Annotated in this window: 13 protein-coding genes; 5 read left to right on the plus strand and 8 right to left on the minus strand. The window is 66.5% G+C overall.

Translation table 11 applies throughout. The annotated features are described in order from the left end of the window. The first annotated feature begins 655 nt into the window (after positions 1–655). The 3 genes from AC6EUL_RS03480 (at position 656) to mtnA (ending at position 4,750) form a co-directional block, all read left to right on the plus strand. Positions 656–1,834 carry a phosphoserine transaminase gene (locus AC6EUL_RS03480; protein ID WP_056210855.1) on the plus strand — a complete coding sequence of 393 codons (1,179 nt, stop codon included), beginning with the start codon at positions 656–658 and terminating at the stop codon, positions 1,832–1,834. Positions 1,835–1,941: 107 nt separating this feature from the next. After that, the gene (gene serA, locus AC6EUL_RS03485) at positions 1,942–3,534 is read left to right on the plus strand and encodes a phosphoglycerate dehydrogenase (RefSeq protein WP_499868865.1); all 1,593 of its coding nucleotides are present in this window, start codon (positions 1,942–1,944) and stop codon (positions 3,532–3,534) included. 118 nt (positions 3,535–3,652) lie between these two features. After that, positions 3,653–4,750 (plus strand): S-methyl-5-thioribose-1-phosphate isomerase, encoded by a 1,098-nt coding sequence (mtnA, locus tag AC6EUL_RS03490; RefSeq protein WP_499868867.1) that lies wholly within the window; start codon positions 3,653–3,655, stop codon positions 4,748–4,750. A gap of 4 nt (positions 4,751–4,754) precedes the next feature. Here mtnA and AC6EUL_RS03495 read toward each other — a convergent pair whose 3' ends face one another. From AC6EUL_RS03495 to AC6EUL_RS03515, 5 genes are all read right to left on the minus strand, one after another. Continuing rightward, positions 4,755–5,750, minus strand: coding sequence for a MaoC family dehydratase (locus tag AC6EUL_RS03495; RefSeq protein ID WP_499868869.1), 996 nt, complete (start codon positions 5,748–5,750; stop codon positions 4,755–4,757). An 84-nt stretch (positions 5,751–5,834) separates the two neighbouring features. Next, complete coding sequence (gene ychF, locus AC6EUL_RS03500) at positions 5,835–6,932, minus strand: redox-regulated ATPase YchF (RefSeq protein ID WP_056272986.1); 1,098 nt, start codon at positions 6,930–6,932, stop codon at positions 5,835–5,837. 67 nt (positions 6,933–6,999) lie between these two features. Beyond that, the gene (gene pth, locus AC6EUL_RS03505; protein WP_499868872.1) at positions 7,000–7,608 is read right to left on the minus strand and encodes an aminoacyl-tRNA hydrolase; all 609 of its coding nucleotides are present in this window, start codon (positions 7,606–7,608) and stop codon (positions 7,000–7,002) included. A gap of 126 nt (positions 7,609–7,734) precedes the next feature. Continuing rightward, positions 7,735–8,427 (minus strand): 50S ribosomal protein L25/general stress protein Ctc, encoded by a 693-nt coding sequence (locus tag AC6EUL_RS03510; RefSeq protein WP_056210838.1) that lies wholly within the window; start codon positions 8,425–8,427, stop codon positions 7,735–7,737. Positions 8,428–8,886: 459 nt separating this feature from the next. After that, positions 8,887–9,114, minus strand: coding sequence for a hypothetical protein (locus AC6EUL_RS03515; protein WP_499868873.1), 228 nt, complete (start codon positions 9,112–9,114; stop codon positions 8,887–8,889). A 713-nt stretch (positions 9,115–9,827) separates the two neighbouring features. Here AC6EUL_RS03515 and AC6EUL_RS03520 point away from each other — a divergent pair. Further along, positions 9,828–10,358: a retropepsin-like aspartic protease family protein gene (locus AC6EUL_RS03520; RefSeq protein ID WP_499868875.1), complete on the plus strand. Its 531-nt coding sequence runs from the start codon at positions 9,828–9,830 to the stop codon at positions 10,356–10,358. A gap of 91 nt (positions 10,359–10,449) precedes the next feature. On the opposite strand, the gene mutS is transcribed toward AC6EUL_RS03520, so the two are convergent. Then, complete coding sequence (gene mutS / locus AC6EUL_RS03525) at positions 10,450–13,104, minus strand: DNA mismatch repair protein MutS (RefSeq protein ID WP_499868905.1); 2,655 nt, start codon at positions 13,102–13,104, stop codon at positions 10,450–10,452. A 259-nt stretch (positions 13,105–13,363) separates the two neighbouring features. Beyond that, on the minus strand, positions 13,364–13,657 hold the full coding sequence (locus tag AC6EUL_RS03530) for a hypothetical protein (RefSeq protein WP_499868877.1): 294 nt from the start codon (positions 13,655–13,657) through the stop codon (positions 13,364–13,366). Between the two features lie 205 nt (positions 13,658–13,862). Between AC6EUL_RS03530 and AC6EUL_RS03535 the strand changes: the two genes are divergently transcribed. Beyond that, a complete protein-coding gene (locus AC6EUL_RS03535) occupies positions 13,863–13,991 on the plus strand; it encodes a hypothetical protein (protein WP_274534703.1) in 129 nt (42 codons plus the stop codon). Between the two features lie 404 nt (positions 13,992–14,395). Here AC6EUL_RS03535 and AC6EUL_RS03540 read toward each other — a convergent pair. Continuing rightward, positions 14,396–14,577, minus strand: a 182-nt coding sequence (locus AC6EUL_RS03540; RefSeq protein WP_499868880.1) for a sugar transferase, incomplete at its 5' end; no start/stop codon positions are given.

Raw genomic sequence — 14,577 nt, forward strand, 5'->3', positions numbered from 1 at the left:
TTGGCTATAGAGGAATCTCTATACAGATGTCCTCTAGCGAGGATTTGTGAAACACCGGTGACGCGCGGTCGCGGGACGCATCTGAGCCTGCATGCCGCGCATTGCGGTCTCCGGCCCACGACCGACGCTTCGCCCGGGTTTGCGACCCATCGGCGGGCGCGGGGGTCTTGGCGCATCCGGGCAGAGGATCGGGCACGTCCGGCGACGACGCCCCGGGACGGCCGTCCCGCCTCGGCGCGCGGACGGTGCCGGCCCGGTGGTCCCGCGCGGCAGACGCAAGTAACGCTTTCGGAATGTGGTCATGTCCCTCGGCGCGGCGTCGCCGGGTGAGGGCCACCCCGAACATCGGCTTGGGCCGGGACAATCAGGCTGCCGAGGTAGGCAGGCTGACACGGGTATCATCGCTCAGTCGATCCGAGACTGGATCGCAGCGTTTGGCGCAGAGATCGCCTGAATCCCGCCAGGAAATTCTTTGGGCATCCTCCGCATCGCGGGACGACCTTGAACCGAGCGCATGCGTGAAACGGTCGGAAGGTCCGCCGCCGGTGTGCGGTCCGATCCCCGGCGGCCCGGCGACCGCTTGCGTCCCGTGCGACGCGGGTCCATTGGCGTCGGCGGGCCACTCCTCCCCAACGAGGAGCTCTCATCTGGAAGGATGACGCACGTGACCAACCGACCCGCCACGCGCCCCCGCGTGCCGAATTTCTCCTCCGGCCCCTGCACCAAGCGTCCGGGCTGGAGCCTCGAGGCCCTGGCCGACGCGCCGCTGGGCCGCTCGCACCGCTCGGCCATCGGCAAGGCCAAGCTCAAGGAGGCCATCGACCTCACCCGCAGCGTCCTGCAGGTGCCGGCCGATTACCGGATCGGCATCGTGCCGGCCTCCGACACCGGCGCCGTCGAGATGGCGATGTGGTCGATGCTGGGCCCGAAGACCGTCGAGGTCGTCGCCTGGGAGGCCTTCGGCCTCGAATGGGTCACCGACGCCCTGAAGGAACTGAAGATCGCGCCGCGGGTGCATGTCGGCGATTACGGCGTCCTGCCCGACCTGTCGGCCGTCGACACCCGACGCAACGACGTCATCTTCACCTGGAACGGCACCGCCGCCGGCGTCCGCGTGCCGAACGGCGACTGGATCGCCGCCGACCGCGAGGGCGTCACCATCTGCGACGCGACCTCGGCGGCCTTCGCGATGCCACTGGACTGGGCCAAGCTCGATGTCGTCACCTTCTCCTGGCAGAAGGTCATGGGCGGCGAGGCCGCGCACGGCATGATCGTGCTCTCGCCCCGCGCCGTCGCCCGCATCGAATCGAACGTCCCGGCCTGGCCAGTCCCGAAGGTCTTCCGCCTGGCCAAGGACGGCAAGCTGATCGAGGGCATCTTCAAGGGCGACACCATCAACACGCCCTCGATGCTGGCGGTCGAGGATTACCTCGACACCCTGAAATGGGCCGCGCGCATCGGCGGCCTGCCGGCGCTGCACGCCCGGGCCGATGCCAACGCCCGGGTCATCCACGACTGGGTGGCGCGGACGCCCTGGATCGGCCACCTCGCCGCCGATCCCGGCACCTACAGCAACACCGGGATCTGCCTCGTCCTCACCGACCCGGACATCCTCGCCATGGGCGACGCCGTCGTCGGTGCGGTCGCCAAGGGCATCGCCGACACCCTGGACCGCGAGGGCATCGCCTTCGACATCGGCGCCTACCGGGATGCTCCCGCCGGCCTCAGGATCTGGTGCGGCGGCACGGTCGAGTCCGCGGACCTCGAGGCCCTGACCCCGTGGCTCGACTGGGCCTTCGCGTCCGAGAAGGCGAAGCTCGCCCGGGCCGCCTGACGCCCGCGCGACCTCGACGTCACCTGCGTCGTATACCGCGCGCGCGACGGAGCCGCTGTCCGGCCCCGTCGCGCGTCGGTCCTCCCCCGCCCGAGCCGGACACCGCCATGCCCGCGCCCAAGGTGCTCATCTCCGACGCCCTCTCCGAAGCCGCCGTGCAGCGCCTGCGCGACCGCGGCCTCGACGTCGACTTCCGGCCCGAGCTCGGCCGGGATCGCGACGCCTGCGCCGCCCTGATCGGTGCCTATGACGGTCTCGCGATCCGCTCCACCACCAGGGTCACGGCCAAGCTGCTGGTGCGAGCCGACCGTCTGAAGGTGGTCGGTCGCGCCGGAATCGGGGTCGACAACGTCGACGTGGCGGCGGCCAGCGCCCGCGGCGTCATCGTGATGAACACCCCCTTCGGCAACGCGATCACCACCGCCGAGCACGCCATCGCGATGATGTTCGCCCTCGCCCGGCAGATCCCGCAGGCCGACGCCTCGACCCAGGCCGGCCGCTGGGAGAAGGCCCGCTTCATGGGCACGGAGCTGACGGGCAAGACCCTGGGGATCATCGGCTGCGGCAACATCGGCGCCGTCGTCGCCGACCGGGCGATCGGTCTCAAGCTCAAGGTGATCGCCTACGATCCCTACCTCACGCCGGAGCGCGCCGCCGAGATCGGCGTCGAGAAGCGCGAACTCAACGCGCTTCTCGCGCGCGCCGACCTGATCAGCCTGCACGTCCCCCTGACCGAGCGGACCCGGAACATCCTCTCGGCCGACGCCCTGGCGCGGACGAAGCCGGGCGTCCGCATCATCAACTGTGCCCGCGGTGGCCTGGTCGACGAGGTCGCACTGCGCGCTGCCCTCGAGTCCGGCCGGGTCGGGGGCGCCGCCTTCGACGTGTTCGCGACCGAGCCGGCTTACGAGAACCCGCTCTTCGGGCATCCGAACGTGGTCTGCACGCCCCATCTCGGCGCCGTGACGAAGGAGGCGCAGGAGAACGTCGCCCTGCAGATCGCGGAGCAGATGGCGGACTACCTCCTGCAGGGCGCCGTCGTGAACGCCGTCAACACGCCGTCGATCTCGGCCGACGAGGCGCCGCGCCTGAGACCCTTCGTGGAGCTGGCCGAGAACCTCGGCTCGTTCCTGGGCCAGCTTACCGACGCGCCGATCCACGGCATCCGGGTGACGTATGAAGGCGCGGTGGCGGCGATGAACACGCGCGCACTCACGGCGGCTGCCGTCACCGGCGTGCTCCGCCCCGTCCTGTCGGGCATCAACATGATCTCCGCCCCGGCGGTGGCGCGCGAGCGCGGCATCCGGGTCGAGGAGGTCACCCGCGCCGGCGGGGCACCCGATTTCGGATCGGTGATCCGCATCACCGTCGAGGCCGAGGACATGCCCCGCGATGCCGCCGGCACGGTCTTCCACGACGGCAAGCCGCGCATGATCGAGATCCGCTCCATTCCGATCGATTCTGCCTTCGCAGAGCACATGCTGTACGTGCGCAATCACGACCAGCCGGGCTTCATCGGACGCTTCGGCAGCGCGCTCGGCGCAGCCGGCGTCAACGTGGCGACGTTCGCCCTCGGACGCGATGGGATGGGCGGCAATGCCATCTGTTTCTGCGCCGTCGATGCGCCGGTCTCGAAGGACGTTCTGGCTAGCATCGCCGCGATCCCACAGGTGAAGCGGGTGCGGCCGCTGCGGTTCTGAGAATTTTGCGGTCTCGACAGATCGGGCCGCAAGCTGGCCTCCCGACCGCATTCTGACGTAAACGCCGTCCGACGACGAGGCCTCTCAGCCTCGGCACCGCCAGCACACGGATTCCCCCATGAAGATCGACGGCAAGCCCTACCGCACCATCTTCCCCGCCGAGGACGGCGCCTCCGTGGCAGTGATCGACCAGACCCGCCTGCCCTTCGCCTTCGAGCTGAAGACGCTGTCCACCCTGGACGAGGCCGCGGTGGCGATCCGCACCATGGTCGTGCGCGGCGCCCCACTCATCGGTGTCACGGCCGCCTATGGGCTCGCCCTCGGCCTGCGCGCGGATGCCTCCGAAGCCGGGCTCGACCGGGCCGCGGCGATCCTCGCCGCCACGCGGCCAACCGCGATTAACCTGCGCTGGGCCCTCGACCGTGTCGCCGCCAAGCTTCGCACGGTGCCGGCGGTCGAGCGCGCAGCCTTCGCCTACGCGGAGGCCGGCCGTATCGCCGAGGAGGACGTGGAGAACTGCCACGCCATCGGCGTCCATGGTGCACAGATCCTGAGCGACCTGCACCGTCAAAAGAATCGCACCATCAACGTGCTGACCCACTGCAACGCCGGCTGGCTCGCGACGGTGGATTGGGGAACGGCCCTGGCACCCATCTACGTGGCGCACGATGCCGGCGTGCCGGTCCACGTTTTCGTGGACGAGACTCGCCCTCGGAACCAGGGCGCGGCCCTGACGGCGTTCGAACTCAACGCCCACGGCGTCCCGCACACCGTCATCGCCGACAATGCCGGCGGTCACCTCATGCAGCACGGTGCCGTCGACGTCTGCATCGTCGGCTCGGATCGTACCACGGCCTCGGGTGACGTCTGCAACAAGATCGGCACCTACCTGAAGGCGCTGGCCGCCAGCGACAACCGGGTGCCATTCTACGCCGCCCTGCCCTTCTCGACGATCGATTGGACCCTGGACGACGGCGTGCGCGAGATCCCCATCGAGGAGCGCGACGGACGCGAGGTCACGCATCTCACCGGGCGTCTGGCCGATGGCGGCTTCGCCACCGTCGAAGTCGTCTCGCCGGGAAGCCCTGTGGCGAACCCCGCCTTCGACGTGACGCCGGCCCGCCTCGTCACCGGTCTCATCACGGAGCGCGGCGTCGCCGCGGCCGATGCCGAGGGGCTTCTCGGCCTTTACCCGGAACGGCGCAAGGCCGCCTGACGCCTCAGGCGTCGGATGCCCATTGCCAGAACACAGAGCCAGTGAAGGCGAAGACTTTCTCGCCGCGCTGGTTCACGCCAGTGTTCTGGTGGGAGGCGAGGCCCCAGCCGGGGCGCGACGCGGTCTCGCGCTTGTCGATCAGGGTACAGCTGTATCGGATCGTGTCGCCGGCATAGACCGGCGCCAGCCAGCGCATGTCGCGAAAGCCCGGTGAGGGACCGAGTTGCGGGACCGGACCGGTCTTCGCCGTATGGGCGATGTCGCGGCTGCGGGTGATGTGGAGCCGGTTCATCCAAGCGGCAGCGGTATGCCAACCGGAGGCGCAGAGCGCGCCGAAATGGGTGTGCTGGGCGGCCTCCGGGTCGAGGTGGAACGCCTGCGGGTCGTAGGCTTGCGCGAAGGCCATGACCGCCTCCGGCGTGAAGTGGTGGCCGCCGAGATCCCGCACGGCACCGATGGGTGTCGCTTCGAGGAAGTGGAGCTGTTCGGCATCGTCGGGCTCTGCGGACGGCACGGCGTCCGCAGGCGATACGGCCCGCGGCGGCAAGGGGGCCACGCCGCGCCGCGGAAACATCACCGTGAAGATCTGTGTCATCACGCGCTCGCCATCCCCGTTCAGGACGGTCATCGCGAAACCGACGAAGCCGCGCTCCGGCTTCGAGTTCGAGGCCCGGCAGGTGTCGACCCGGACCGAGATGCTCAGGCGATCGCCCGGCAGCACCGGCCGGAGCCAGCGCAGCTCGTTGATCCCGGGCGAGCCCATCGAGGTAGCGCCGCGGAAGACATGCTTCTGCAGGAGACGCATCCCGAAGCCGGCGGTCTGCCAGCCGGAGCCGATCAGCTGACCGACGAAGGTTTCCTTGGCGGCCTCCGGGTCGAGGTGGAACGGTTGCGGGTCGAATTCCTGAGCGAAGGCAATGATCTCGGCTTGCGTCACCGTCAGCGGACCACCCTCGATCACCGTACCGGGCGTGAAGTCCTCGAAGGTGATGCCGGTCATGCGGATCCTTTCAGGCGCTGGAACTCGACGGGCCGAGGGACGGCCCGCCGATGCGGGAGCGAGGCCGCCCTCGCCCGTGTCAGATCAGTTGGCGAAGCGAAAATGCAGCACGTCGCCGTCCTGCACCACGTATTCCTTGCCTTCGAGGCGGAACTTGCCGGCCTCCTTGGCGCCGGCCTCACCCTTCAGGCTCGTATAATCGTGGAAGGCGATGGTCTCGGCGCGGATGAACCCCTTCTCGAAGTCCGTATGGATCACGCCGGCGGCGGCGGGAGCCCGGGTGCCTTTTTCGATGGTCCAGGCGCGCGCTTCCTTGGGCCCCACCGTGAAGTAGGTGATGAGGCCGAGAAGCTCGTAGCCGGCGCGGATGACACGGTTCAGGCCGGGCTCGGCGAGACCGACAGCCTCTAGGAAATCGCCCTGGTCGCCGAGCGGCATCACGGCGATCTCGCTCTCGATCTTGGCGGAGACAACGACCGCCTTGGCGTCTTCCGCCTTGGCGCGGGCCATCACGGCATCCGAGTAGGCGTTGCCCTTGTCGGCATCGCCTTCATCGACGTTGCAGACGTAGAGGACGGGTTTCGCCGTCATTAAGCCGAGGCTCTGGAACAGGTGCTCCTCCTCGGGCTTACGCTGCACGAGGCGCGCGGGCTTGCCTTCGCGCAGCAGCGGCAGGGCACGCTGGACGAGATCGAGGGTCTCCTTGGCCTCCTTGTCGGCGCCCTTGGCCTTCTTCTCGAGGGCGATGACGCGCTTCTCGAGGCTGTCGAGATCGGCGAGCATCAGCTCGGTCTCGATCGTCTCGATGTCGGCCGCTGGGTCGACCTTGCCCTCGACATGCGTCACGTCGCCGTCGGTGAAGCAGCGGACCACATGCGCGATGGCGTCGACCTCGCGGATGTTGGCGAGGAACTGGTTCCCCAGGCCTTCGCCCTTCGAGGCGCCGCGCACGAGGCCGGCGATATCCACGAACGTGAGCCGGGTCGGAATGATTTCCTTCGAGGCTGCGATCCTGGCGAGATCGTCGAGACGCGGATCCGGCACCGCCACCTCGCCGACATTCGGCTCGATCGTGCAGAAGGGATAGTTCGCCGCCTGCGCCGCCGCCGTCTGCGTCAGCGCATTGAAAAGGGTCGACTTGCCGACGTTCGGCAGGCCGACGATGCCGCATTTGAAGCCCATGGGTCACCTGTACGTTCGCGGGTCCGCTGAAAAGCTGCCCGCGTGAAATCCGATGTCACCGCTGCGGTCAATCGCGCGCGTTAACCTGTTTGACGTCGTCCCAGCCGCGCCCCGCCATGGCGAGGTGGACCTTGTTCTGAAAGCTCGCATCCTCGCCACCGGCCAGCAGGGGCGCATGGTCGGCGATGGCCCGGCAGAGGTCGTCGACCCAGGCCTCCTCCGCCTTGCCGAAGTTGTTCAGCACGTAGGCGTGCACCAGAGCCTTGTCCCCTGGATGTCCGATACCGAGGCGGACCCGGCGGTAATCGTTGCCGCATTGCGCCGTGATCGAGCGCAGCCCATTGTGGCCGGCATTGCCCCCCCCCGTCTTCACCCTCAGCTTGGCCTGGGCGAGATCCAGTTCGTCGTGCAAGACGATGACGTCGGAGAGGGCGATCTTGTAGAAGCGCTGCGCTTCCTGCACGGCACGGCCGGATTCGTTCATGAAGGTCTGCGGTTTCAGCAGGATCGCCCGCTCGGACCCGAGGGCCACTTCGGCGATCTCCCCCTGGAACTTGTGGCGCCACGGTCCGGCGCGGTGCACGCGCGCGATCTCGTCCACGGCGAGGAAGCCGATATTGTGGCGGTTCATGGCGTAGCGTGGGCCGGGATTGCCGAGGCCGACGATCAGGCGCATTGCGCGAATCGATCCAGACAGGTTTTCGCATCGGAACGCCGCGGGCGTCCCCGGAAACGGAGATGCCCCGGCCTGATGGCCGGGGCACCCGCAGGGATGGGGTGAGACAGGGCTTGCGCCCCAGGCTCAATCCTCCTTCTTCTCGTCCTCGCCGGCCTCCTCGGTGGCCTCTTCTTCGGCCTTCTCCTCGGCGGCCTCGGCGGACTGCGCCTCGGCGATCGCGGCCTCTTCGGCCTCGACCTCGGCGCCAAGCACGGTCGGCGGCACGATGTTGGCGACGGTGGCGTCGGGCTCACCGGTGAAGGTGGCGCCGGACGGCAGCTTCACGTCGGTGATGTGGATGGCATCGCCGATATCACGGCCGGTTAGATCGATCTCGATGGCATCCGGGATCGCGTCGGGCGCAACCTCGAGCGCAAGCGTGTGAAGCACGACGTTGAGCGTGCCGCCCTTCTGCTTGATGCCGGGGGCCGCGTCCTCGTTCAGGAAGTGGACCGGGACCTCGACCGTGATCGACTGGCCGGCAACGACGCGCAGAAAATCGACGTGGATCGGCACGCCGGACACCGGATCCAGGTGGAAGTCGCGCGGGATTGCGCGAGTCTTCTTGCCGCCCGCATTGATCTCGAACAGGGTGGTCTTGAATCCACCAGCGTAGATCAGCGTGCGGACGCGGACCAGGTCGACGGCGATGGACTGCGGAGCCTGACCGCCACCATAGATGACGGCGGGAACTTGACCCTGGCGACGAACGGCCCGGGCGGCCCCCTTGCCGACCCGGTCGCGTGCCACGGCCTCAAGCGTCTTGACTGCGCTCATGGCGTGATCCTTTTGAAAATGAAAATCTCGGGAAAACGCGAAAGGCCGCCCGAAACGGACGGCCATGCCCCGATCCCCGAAGCGCCCGTGCCTCCAAGGGTGTCTGGCGGGCGCTGGCGCGGCCTATACCCGCAAGTAACGCGCGGCGCAACCGAGGCGGCGTCCGGACGCAGTCATTTCAGCGCGAGCTGATCGCCCCAAGGCGATCCATCCGACCCGGATCCGCATCGTGGACCGAAGCCTGGCTGACGATATCTCGGCGTGCAACTAGGCGAGCCCGGCCCGAGACACGAGCGCGCTATCTTACTGATCGAATCTAAAGATCGGATAATTTAGATCGGATGATTTAAGAGATCTTTCGCTTTCGGCCACGAGGCATTGACGAAAACGCTCCAATGGGAAACGTCCCACTGGAGCGCGGATCGGAGAGATACTGCCCTGACGCACGGGGCGGTCGTCTTAACGAACGGACACGTCAGCGGTCTCGGCAATGACCCGCCGGGTGGCAGGCACGCGTGGGGTCAGGGAAGGCGTCGTCGTCAACTCGGAAGCGGGACGCACGGTGGCCGTTGCGCGGGCCTGCTCGCGATACAGCGGCGGCATAAGGAATGTACGGTCGTCCGCCATCGCAGTATTGGCAAGGCTGGCCGTTGCGAGGGTCGCGAGTATCAAGAGACGGCTGGTCATGACAGGTGTCCTTCTTTTCACCGGAGGTCCATGCCTCGTCCGGTGATCGCAATGTATTTGCACCGCACCATCATTCAAACAGATGATTTCAATAATTGATATCGATGAAATCAATGAGAGGGTAATGCGTATGGCTGGCCGCGTCCCCTTCAGTCTGCGCCACCTGCGTCAAGCCGTGCACCCGAGCCTTAGAGGGGTGTGGTTCGCTTGACCGCAGACGGAGCCAGCAGGCTTCCTCACGCTGACAATCCCGCCCGGGGAGAACGATAGTACCCGGGCACCGTCGTGCGGGCAGCGACGCGCTCCGTCGCGGGGAAGGTCTCGGCCGCGCCCCGATTCCACGTTTCGAAGGTTTGGCTCCAGGCTTCATCGGTGTGCAGTTCGGCAGCATCAGCCCAAGCGACGCGTTCACCCCAATCAAGCCCCGCCATCGCCGCGACAGTAGAGTAGGCGTGTTTGAACTTCGCGGCCCAGCAGGCGGCCTGCGCCGAGCAACTTGCTAACGTTGGGTAGGACACCTTTCTATCCGAGGTTGCCGACCTCCAGGGTCAGCAATTGCGGTGCCGCAGCGCGATCTCATCAATCGATCCCGTCAGCGACTCTGAAACCATAAGCCTTGGCCACAGCGAATCACGAGAAGATTCCCACCCCAAACCGACGGCTCGTTCACCCTGGCGGATCTATTCTTCCGCATCGAGGAAGGAATGGGTGCTATGACGCGACCGATCGTATGGGCGCTCGGAGTGACGGCAGCCGCCGCAATCTGGGCCGTCGGGCTAGCAGAGCGATTCCAACGTCCGCCGGCCCCGGAGACTGCCATCATTGCCACGCCGCTGGGCGAGCGCGCCATGGGCGCATCGGTGCGAGGCGGCCCGAGCACCCTGACGCTCTTCTCGGATGCGCAAGGACACTTCTCGACCGATGCGGTGATCGACGGGAAGCGTCTGCGCATGTTGGTCGATACCGGTGCAACAGCCTGCGCCTTCACTTACGAGGATGCAGAGCGCGCGGGCTTGCAGGTCGGCGAACACGATTTCCGCGTACCGGTCCAGACTGCCAACGGTACCATCCTGGCGGCGCCGGTGCGTATTCCCGAAATACGGATCGGCACCATCACCGTTCAAGGGGTCAACGGCATGGTCATGCCTCGCGGGCGCCTGTCCACCAGCCTCCTCGGCATGTCCTTTCTGAAGCGCTTGAACGAGTTCAGTATGAATGGAGGCCGCCTCACCCTGCGGGGGTGACCCTGTCGACGTCCCATCGGGTCCAAGGCGTCAACGATCAGGCCCCGCCCGTGGGCCCAGTCGTCGGCACTTGAGACCATCCGAGACGTCCTCAATGGCCCTGGCTGACCACAGCTTTGAGCCTGTACAGGGCCTCCAGGGCCTCGCGTGGCGTTAGCGCGTCCGGATCGATGGCTTCGAGGGCGAGGCGCAGGGTGTCGTCGGGCGCTTCGGAGACCGCCTCCGGCATTGGCGGCGGCGCCAGATTGGCAAAGAGCGGCAAGTCGTTAATGCGGGGCCTTGAGGGTCGGTCGCGCTCGGCTTTCTCGAGATGCTTCAGGATCGAACCCGCACGGGCGATCACGCCGGCCGGAAGGCCTGCCAGCCGTGCCACCTGCAACCCGTAGGAGCGCTCGGCCACGCCAGGCACCACTTCATGCAGGAAGACGACTTCGCCCTTGTGCTCGGCCACCCGGAGAGTCGCGTTGTCGAGGTGGGAAAGGCGCTGTCCAAGGGCGGTAAGCTCGTGGAAGTGGGTCGCGAACAGGGCGCGGCCGCCATTCTGCTCGTGCAGGTGCTCAAGGCAGGCCCAGGCGATGGAGAGGCCATCGAAGGTCGCGGTGCCGCGACCGATCTCGTCCAAGATTACGAGGGAGCGACGGGTCGCCTGATTTAGGATCGCAGCGGTCTCGACCATCTCGACCATGAAGGTCGATTGCCCTCGGGCGAGGTCGTCAGCGGCACCAACGCGGGAGAACAGCCGATCGACGACGCCGAGGCGAACGCGCGCCGCCGGCACGAACGCGCCGATCTGCGCCAGGACGGCAATCAGCGCGTTCTGACGCAGGAAAGTCGACTTGCCGCCCATATTGGGACCCGTCACCAGGCGGATGCGCCCGCGCCCCTCCCCCGACAGATCGCAATCGTTGGCGATGAAGGGAGCCCCGGAGCGGTGGAGCGCCGCCTCCACCACGGGATGGCGTCCTCCTTCCACCACGAAGGCGTAGCTTTCATCGACCAAAGGGCGGCGCCAATCGCGTTCGACCGCGAGTTCGGCGTGCGACGCGGCCACATCGAGCCGCGCGAGGGCCTCGGCTACTTCAGCAATAGCGGTTGCTTGCGTCAGGACTCGTCCGGCGAGGGCATCGAACACGGCGTTTTCCAAGGCCAGGGCCCGGTCGGATGCACCCGAGATACGGCTTTCGAGCTGGCCGAGTTCGACACTTGTGAAGCGCATCGCATCGACCATGGTCTGGCGATGGATGAAGGTCTCGCGCATTACACCTTTGAGGCAGGCCTCGCCCACCCCCTGCGGCACCTCGATGTAGTAGCCGAGCATGTTGTTGTGTTTGATCCGAAGGGTACGACAGCCAGTCTCCTCGGCGTAACGCGCCTGCAGGGCAGCGATGACCTTTCGTGAATCCTGGCCGAGCAATCGGCTTTCGTCGATCTCCGAATCGTAGCCGTGGCGTACGAACCCCCCATCTTGACGCTTCAGGGGGAGGTCGTCGGCCAGCGCCGCACGAAGTTCCGACACCAGGGCGCGGTCCACGGCAGCAAGGCAGGTCGCGACCGCCAAGAGATCCTCCGGCAGGCGCACAAGGCTCCCACATCGATCGGCGAGATCCTGCGCCGCGTCGAGACCATCACGGAGAGCCGCGAGGTCACGTGGGCCGCCCCGTCCTAGGGCAAGACGCGAGAGGGCTCGGGCGAGATCCGGCGCTCTTGCGAGGCTGTCGCGGAAGGCGGCGCGGGTAGGCGCATCATCGACCAGGAACTCCACAGTTGCGTGGCGGTGCCGGATCGCTTCGAGATCTGTCAGGGGGCCGGCGAGGTGCTCCGCAAGGAGGCGGGCCCCACCCGCGGAGACAGTCCGGTCGATGGCGTCCAGCAGGCTTCCCTTACGCTCACCGGATAGGGTTCGGGTCAGTTCGAGATTGGCACGGGTGGAGGCATCGATGGAGAGGGTCGCGGCGGAACTCTCTCGAGTGGGTGGTGACAGGGTCGGACGTGCACCGACCTGTGTACGCTCGATGTAAAGCAGTGCCGCCCCCGCGGCGGCGATCTCGGCCCGCCCGAACTGGCCGAAACCCTCCAAAGTCGAAACCCCGAATTGCGCCTTGAGCCGCCGCTCGGCCGCGGAGAGTTCGAGTTCAGCCTGAGCCAACGGCGTTACGGGGGCCGAGCATTCGCGCCACAACCGGGCGAGCGCCGGATCGGCGTGAATGGTTTCCGACAACACGATCTCGCGCGGATCGTGCCGGGCGATCGCGGAGTCGAGTTCGCCGGACGCCACCTCGCTCAGGGAGAAGCGCCCCGTCGAGATGTCCACGGCTGCAAGACCGTAGACGGAGGCCGTTTCCCCCGCTTTGCGACGGGCGATCGCGAGCAGGATATTCGCACGAGCGGGATCGAGGAGGCGATCCTCGGTGATGGTCCCGGGCGTAACAAGTCGGACCACTTCGCGCCGGACGACGGATTTAGGACCCCGCTTCTTCGCTTCGGCAGGATCTTCCGTCTGCGCACAGACCGCAACACGATGGCCGAGCGCGATGAGGCGACTGAGGTAGTCGTCGGCGCGATCCACCGGCACGCCACACATGGGGATGTCGGTCCCGCCGTGCTTCCCCCGTTTGGTGAGCACGATCCCTAAGGCGCGGGATGCGATCTCCGCATCCTCGAAGAACAGTTCGTAGAAATCGCCCATCCGATAAAACAGGAGGCAATCGGTGTTAGCGGCCTTGATCTCGATATACTGCGCCATCATCGGGGTGGCGCCAGCCGTCTCAAGGACGGCCGCACTGGTCGCGTAATCCGAGGGAGCGGAACCGGACTTGGCAACGGAGCGGGCGATGCGCTGTGACATGGGCTCAGCATAGCAGAGCGGCCATCGGAGAATCAGCGCGAGGATGCGTCTCGCCTGGGGAGAAGCAGAAAAGCGCCAGGGCTGGGGAATGCGAAAAGGGCCGACGTGCTCTGCACGACGGCCCTACGATCAACCGGACTGCTGTGACCGACGCCGATGATCAGTAGCGCGGGCCGCCTGAGGTGTTGCCCTTCTGCTGCTGATAGCCGGGCTGCGACGGATTGCGGGAATTCGGATCGCTCATCATCCGCGATCGCGGCATGCGGTGCATGCGGCGGTGATGACGGTGATAGCGCATGCCGCGGTGGTGCCGGCGATAAGCGACTTGGTCGACCACTTGATCACCGGCGACGGCAAGGGCAGGCGCTGGCATCACGGGAGCGGCCGACGCAGACGTCAGTCCGATGGCGCCAAGCAGAGTGCTGGCGGCCAGAGCGATCGCAAGTTTCGTCATGAGTTCCATCTTCCGTCGACGCGCCCGTTGCGCATCCAGCGAACAAGTCCTTCCAAGTGAATCCGTTCCCATTCGTGGGCATCGAAGATGCCACTCTTTGCGAAGATTTGTTGGGATGAAAGAGACAATGGAAGCCCGCGTGCGGGGCAGCTAAGCGAGCAGTCTTCAAATGCATTGCTCTTCGACGGCAGATTCGGACGGGTTCATGGAAAAGAACGCTGTCCGGGACCCACCGGCGATTGGCGCCTTCATTGCGCGCGTGCCGGTGCTGCGTGATGCCGACTGGCTGCTGAAGCAACGCCACCGTCGACGTTTCGCCGATCCCCCCGCTTGAACGTTCAGCTGGAGAATTGGGCTTGTTTTAAGAGTAGGCGATGTCCTGGACCGTCCATTAGAGCGAATCGGTCAAAGCAGGCTTATCCAAGGAGGATATTGTGTCGCATGCCTATCTCGCCATACGAGGCGAAGAGGAGGCCTTACGCGTCGCGTGCGAATTCTTGAATCAAGGGTTGATCGTCTGGTCGATCCGGCGGGATCATGGAATCCTGGAGATGGACCGACATCGCATCTTTCATCACTTCAATCCGCTCACCTCGTAGGTCGCCAGATCGGATCCCTGGATCTTCGCTCTGTCCTACCTCCGGGACGGGCCGGCACGCTCGTTGGATGATGCGAGGGATCGGTATCGGGCGAGCACGAAGATTTATCGCGCTAGACTACGGACAGAGGAAGTGAGCCTCAGAAGGCGTTGGTGCGGCGGGTGATTTCGGCCAGGACGGTGCGCAGGAGGATCTGGAGGTCGAGGCGCAGGCTCTGGTTCTCGATGTACCAGAGGTCGAGGGTGGCGCGGCGCTGCATGTCGGCCAGGGTGGGGGTGGGCCCGCGCGAACCGTTGATCTGGGCCCAGCCGGTGATGCCGG

It is taken from the genome of Methylobacterium sp. 001424705 (assembly GCF_059816145.1).

What these genes read in the sequence shown, in the direction of transcription:
- AC6EUL_RS03480 (WP_056210855.1), top strand. Translation starts at nt 656, where the DNA reads ATGACGCACGTGACCAACCGACCCGCCACGCGCCCCCGCGTGCCGAAT.
- serA (WP_499868865.1), top strand. Translation starts at nt 1,942, where the DNA reads ATGCCCGCGCCCAAGGTGCTCATCTCCGACGCCCTCTCCGAAGCCGCC.
- mtnA (WP_499868867.1), top strand. Translation starts at nt 3,653, where the DNA reads ATGAAGATCGACGGCAAGCCCTACCGCACCATCTTCCCCGCCGAGGAC.
- AC6EUL_RS03495 (WP_499868869.1), bottom strand. Translation starts at nt 5,750, where the DNA reads ATGACCGGCATCACCTTCGAGGACTTCACGCCCGGTACGGTGATCGAG.
- ychF (WP_056272986.1), bottom strand. Translation starts at nt 6,932, where the DNA reads ATGGGCTTCAAATGCGGCATCGTCGGCCTGCCGAACGTCGGCAAGTCG.
- pth (WP_499868872.1), bottom strand. Translation starts at nt 7,608, where the DNA reads ATGCGCCTGATCGTCGGCCTCGGCAATCCCGGCCCACGCTACGCCATG.
- AC6EUL_RS03510 (WP_056210838.1), bottom strand. Translation starts at nt 8,427, where the DNA reads ATGAGCGCAGTCAAGACGCTTGAGGCCGTGGCACGCGACCGGGTCGGC.
- AC6EUL_RS03515 (WP_499868873.1), bottom strand. Translation starts at nt 9,114, where the DNA reads ATGACCAGCCGTCTCTTGATACTCGCGACCCTCGCAACGGCCAGCCTT.
- AC6EUL_RS03520 (WP_499868875.1), top strand. Translation starts at nt 9,828, where the DNA reads ATGACGCGACCGATCGTATGGGCGCTCGGAGTGACGGCAGCCGCCGCA.
- mutS (WP_499868905.1), bottom strand. Translation starts at nt 13,104, where the DNA reads ATGATGGCGCAGTATATCGAGATCAAGGCCGCTAACACCGATTGCCTC.
- AC6EUL_RS03530 (WP_499868877.1), bottom strand. Translation starts at nt 13,657, where the DNA reads ATGACGAAACTTGCGATCGCTCTGGCCGCCAGCACTCTGCTTGGCGCC.
- AC6EUL_RS03535 (WP_274534703.1), top strand. Translation starts at nt 13,863, where the DNA reads ATGGAAAAGAACGCTGTCCGGGACCCACCGGCGATTGGCGCCTTCATT.